Source organism: Albidovulum sp. (assembly GCF_049646345.1).
Lineage (GTDB): Bacteria > Pseudomonadota > Alphaproteobacteria > Rhodobacterales > Rhodobacteraceae > Albidovulum.
Genome location: NZ_JBARVQ010000219.1, coordinates 1 through 4,090, shown reverse-complemented (window position 1 = coordinate 4,090; position 4,090 = coordinate 1). Strand labels below are relative to the sequence as shown.

Annotated in this window: 4 protein-coding genes; all 4 read right to left on the bottom strand. The window is 64.4% G+C overall.

Annotated elements, in window-relative coordinates:
• Window positions 1-117 precede the first annotated feature (117 nt).
• The 4 genes from WBB85_RS05325 to WBB85_RS05310 are packed head-to-tail and all read right to left on the bottom strand — an operon-like array spanning window position 118 to window position 4,009.
• On the bottom strand, window positions 118-858 hold the full coding sequence (locus tag WBB85_RS05325; RefSeq protein ID WP_432637590.1) for a creatininase family protein: 741 nt from the start codon (window positions 856-858) through the stop codon (window positions 118-120).
• A gap of 3 nt (window positions 859-861) precedes the next feature.
• Window positions 862-1,416 carry an SIS domain-containing protein gene (locus WBB85_RS05320; RefSeq protein ID WP_432637589.1) on the bottom strand — a complete coding sequence of 185 codons (555 nt, stop codon included), beginning with the start codon at window positions 1,414-1,416 and terminating at the stop codon, window positions 862-864.
• A complete protein-coding gene (locus WBB85_RS05315) occupies window positions 1,413-2,909 on the bottom strand; it encodes an FGGY-family carbohydrate kinase (RefSeq protein WP_432637588.1) in 1,497 nt (498 codons plus the stop codon). Before WBB85_RS05315 ends, WBB85_RS05320 begins: the two co-directional genes overlap by 4 nt.
• A gap of 8 nt (window positions 2,910-2,917) precedes the next feature.
• Window positions 2,918-4,009 carry a M42 family metallopeptidase gene (locus tag WBB85_RS05310; protein ID WP_432637587.1) on the bottom strand — a complete coding sequence of 364 codons (1,092 nt, stop codon included), beginning with the start codon at window positions 4,007-4,009 and terminating at the stop codon, window positions 2,918-2,920.
• Between the last annotated feature and the right edge of the window lie 81 nt (window positions 4,010-4,090).

The window sequence follows — 4,090 nt, the reverse complement described above, 5'->3', positions numbered from 1 at the left end:
ATCATCAAGGGCATGGCCGCCGGCGCGGTGAAATAGCATCCACTTCCCCTTCTTCTGTTGGGAAATATCCCGGGGGGCGGGGGGCTGGCCCCCCGCGGGTCGGCTGGCGCGATAGTGTCAGCCGAACAGCAGGCGCAACCTCTCAAGGATCAGGGCTACTCCGCGCTCTCCCAGTTCCGCATTCGCTCGGGTCGCGGTTTCGACGTACCACGGGCGCTGGTCTCCAAGCCGCGCCATGTCGACGGTCTCGGGCGCAAGCGCAAGCATCAGGGAAGTTTCCCCGATACCGGCATGGTCGAACGGATAGCTCTCGATGATGTCCGGCGTCATCAGCGGATGGATCCGGATCCAGTTGAACGGATCATCGCCCGCGGCTTGCTGCGCATAATAATCCTGCATCGCGGCATCGCCCCACCAGCCCTCACCGCGTTCGGTCTCGAGGAAGCGGAACACCGCCTGCCGCCCGGCGAAACGGAAGGCGAGGTCGGTCGGCATGCCCTGGGCAAAATTCTCGGTCTGGTGATGGATCAACCCGTGGATGTTGCGAAAGCCGATGCGCAGTAGCGCATGGAACATCTCTTCGGCAAGCGGCGCGATCCGGCCCGCGTCGACATGCAGGTTGCCGGTGCCCAGGGGACCGGCAACCGCATGGCTCGCGGCACCATAGAAGAAGGGCGGAAGGATGATCAGGTCGCGCTCTGCCTCCAGCCGGTCGAGGATGCGCGTCACGGCCAGCGTGTCCATGCCAAGCGGCAGATGTTCGCCATGATATTCCAGCACACCGATAGGCAACACCACAGGCGTGTTTCCGGCGATGGCATCGCGAATCTGGCACGGGCGCATCAACTCATACCGCATCGGTCATTCCAAGTTCGTGTGGTTGGCGCGCATCGCCTCGGGCGAGATGCCAAGCTGTTCGCGCAACCTCAGCACCATGGCTTCGAACAGGACAAAAATAGCGCCTTCATAGAGGGAACCCATGGGCAGGATCGACTGCGCCCGCATGCCGGTGTCGGTGGCCATGGTTTGCGCCGGGATCGTCAGGATCTCGCTTGCCAGTGCCGCGGCGGGTGTGCCGGGCGTTGCAGTCAGGAACAGCACCTCGGCCCCGGCATCACGGGCGACGCGCATCAGGGCGGTGACGGTGGCCAGCTCTCCCGGACCGGCCGACGCAATCAGCAGGTCGCCGGCCCCGACCGGTGGCGCCGCCATGTCACCCTGCATGGAGACGGCGAGCCCAAGGTGATGCAGGCGCATCGCGAGACCCCGCAGCTGCAAACCTTCGCGGCCACAGCCGTATAGAACAATCTTGTCGGCCTCGGCGATACGGTCGCAGGCGGATTGGATCGCAGACGGATCGATGGCGTCAAGAACGGTGGCGAGATCGCCAAGCGCCGCGTCGATCAGGGGTTTCATGATCCCCCATCCAGTGCATGGGCGATATCGCGGGTCTGGGTGTGCAAGCGTTTGAAAAGCGCATACTGCCGGGTGTAGACGTCAAGCGCCCGCGGCTCGATCCGCGTTCTGGCCGGGTTCCATTTGGCAATGCCGCCCGGCTTTGCCGCGCCGATGGCAAGGGCAGCCAGATAGGCGTCGCCATAACTGGCGCCGATGGATTCTTTACTGATGACCTGCGGCACCGCGGCAATGTCAGAGGTCGCCTGCAGCCAGACCGGGTTCTTGACGCCACCGCCAACGGCAAGGATGCGTGTCGCCTTCTGACCGGTATCGCGGAAGGTCTCGATGACATGCGCAGTGCCGTTTGCGATGCCTTCCAGAAGCGCGCGGAACATGTCGCCGCGCGTATGGGTCAGGTTCAGGCCAAAGAATGTCCCCTTGGCGCGGGCATCGTAGATCGGGGTTCTTTCGCCCATGAAGTAGGGCAGCACCAGCAGGCCGTTGGCACCGGGCGGCGCGGCAGCGGCCTCTGCCGTCAGGGCTTCAAAGGCCGTCTCTCTTGGCAACTCGCGCGCGAACTGGTCGCGGAACCAGTGCGTCAGCGTCCCACTTGTGGAAAGTCCTGCCATGCTTGCGTGCTGGCCTTCAAAAAGCCACGGGGCGTACCAGAGGCGGGGGTCATTCACCCGGCCTTCGGTCAGCGCGATGATGAAGATGGTGGACCCATACATCACCATCATGTCACCCGGCTCCTGAACCCCAACGCTAACGGCCTCCGCCGCCGCGTCGATCGTACCGCAGGTGACCGGAGTGCCGACGGCCAGCCCTGTCTCGGCGGCAGCCTTGCTGGTCAAGGTTCCCGCGATCTCGGTGGACCACATCAGGCGCGGCAGCCGATCGGTGCCGATGATGTCGGGGGCAAGATCCTGCGTCCAGTCCCGTGCCGAAGCGTCATAGAGCGGACTGAAATTGGCCGCCGTGTAATGGTCGATGACATATTCGCCGGTCAGCTTGTGGACGAGGTAGGTGGTCGAGGTGGTGATCATCGCGGTGCGGGCAAAGATCTCCGGCCGGTGGTTCTTCAGCCAGAGGATCTTCGGGCCGACCGATTGCGAGGTCAGGGCATTGCCGCAGGTCTGCAGGATCCTGTCAGCACCGATGCGGGCGTTCAGCGCGTCGATTTCTGCCTCGGCACGGCTATCGACACCGTAGAGCACGGCGTTCATCAAGGGCGCGCCATCCGCGTCGACCGGCAGCATGCAGGGGCCGATGGCGCTGGTGGCGATGGCCTTGATGTCTCTGGGGTCGATCCCTGAGTCAGCCAGCAACTTGCGGCTGATCACGGTGAAATCGTGCCACCAATCCTCTTCAGCGCGGTGTTCGGCCCAGCCGGGCTGCGGCACGATCATCTTGTGCGGCGAGGTCGCGGTGGCGACAATTCCACCTTTTTGATCGACGATGACGCCCTTGGATTCGAACGTGCCGATGTCGATACCGAGCGTATGGGTCATCGGGTCCTCTAGCGGGTCAGGGGAAAGGTCTTGTCGATCCGGCCGAGCGCGGTGTCGAGCAGTGTCGCCAACCCGGCGAGGTCGGCAAGGTCGCAGACCTCAAGGCTGGAATGCGAATGCCGCATCGGGAAACCGACGTCGATCGAGACGACGCCTTCGCCCAGAAGCTGGACATAGGACAGATCGGTCAGCACGCCGACCTGTGCGGAGCGTTGCAGGTTGAGCCCGGCCCGGGCCGCCGCGTCTTCCATCAGCTTCACGGCAGAGGGGTGCGGGATCACACCGTTCAGCGTGCCGCGCCCGTGGAAGGAATACAGGCTGATGCCGGGCCCTTTTCCTAGCTGCATATCGCCCCGGTCGGCCAAGTCGGGCGTGTCGCTTGCCAGCATCAGGTCGATCTGGATCGCGATGTCGGGGTTCAGGTTTTGCGCCGCCACGGCCGCGCCGCGCAGGTTGAATTCCTCAAGCACCGACCAGACCAGATGCACGGTCGGGCCGGATTTGCGCTTTGCCAGCTTGCCTGCCAATTCCACAAGCACGGCGCAGCCGGCGCGGTCGTCGATGCTGGTGCCGGCGATGCGGTTCCCGGCCAGCGGCAGCACGTTCGGGCGATAGACGATGGGCGTGCCGATGCGGATGCCCGCAGCCTCGACGGCTGCCTTCGACCCATGGCCGGTATCGATCAGCAGGTCAGGAGCGCGAACGACTTGGTACTTCTCGTCCGGTGTCGTTGCGTGGTGGGCCTTGTTCATGATGATGCCGGGCACATCGCGCCCTTCCGCAACGCAGCACAGCACCGCCTGAGACGCCAATGCGCGTTCCGGCACGCCGCCCATCCGCTCGACCCGGATCAACCCGTCATCGTCGATCTTTCGGACGATGAAGCCCAGCTGGTCCATATGCGCAAAGACCATGACCGACGGGGTCTTTGGATCGCCCTCGATCGTGACGATCAGGTTGCCGAGCCGGTCTGCGCGGCTGTCGAGCCCCAGAGCCGAGAGGCGCGCGGCGATGTGGTCGCGGACCCGGTCTTCGTACCCCGAGAGGCCGGGAATAAGCATGAGATCCGTCAGGTCCCGGCGCAGGCGTTCGAGCATCATTTACCCCCGCGGGCCGCGCGCGCCCGGTCCATGAAATCCTTGGCGCGATCCGGATCGACCGCCTTCCATGTGTCGCCATCA

Coding starts and splice junctions, on each gene's coding strand:
- WBB85_RS05320 (WP_432637589.1), bottom strand. CDS start 1,416: ATGAAACCCCTGATCGACGCGGCGCTTGGCGATCTCGCCACCGTTCTT.
- WBB85_RS05325 (WP_432637590.1), bottom strand. CDS start 858: ATGCGGTATGAGTTGATGCGCCCGTGCCAGATTCGCGATGCCATCGCC.
- WBB85_RS05310 (WP_432637587.1), bottom strand. CDS start 4,009: ATGATGCTCGAACGCCTGCGCCGGGACCTGACGGATCTCATGCTTATT.
- WBB85_RS05315 (WP_432637588.1), bottom strand. CDS start 2,909: ATGACCCATACGCTCGGTATCGACATCGGCACGTTCGAATCCAAGGGC.